This window comes from Shewanella sp. T24-MNA-CIBAN-0130, from assembly GCF_040310185.1.
In the GTDB taxonomy this organism is placed as follows: domain Bacteria; phylum Pseudomonadota; class Gammaproteobacteria; order Enterobacterales; family Shewanellaceae; genus Shewanella; species Shewanella psychromarinicola.
Genome location: NZ_JBEOPP010000583.1, coordinates 1 through 233, shown reverse-complemented (window position 1 = coordinate 233; position 233 = coordinate 1). Strand labels below are relative to the sequence as shown.

At 32.2% G+C, this 233-nt stretch carries 1 protein-coding gene; it reads left to right on the top strand.

What is annotated here, in order from left to right; translation table 11 throughout:
* Positions 1 to 233: hypothetical protein (locus AAEZ02_RS23595; RefSeq protein ID WP_351125688.1), on the top strand; the 233-nt coding region annotated here is incomplete at both ends.

Below are 233 nucleotides of genomic sequence, written 5' to 3'. Positions count from 1 at the left end.
AAGCTAGAAAATATCCCTGAAATATTAGATTATTTAAAAAGTACAGGTGAAGATGATACTGCAATTTTAGTCAGCATATCAAAAAAGATTATAACGGCAATAGATAATCTACGAAAGAAGCTAAATGGATTGAATGTAACAAAGAAGAACTCGAAACTAATTGAAACTACTGACGATGATAAAGTGGGTATAGTTGTTAATGCTGGCTTTGCTAAGAGGGATGAAGTCAACAC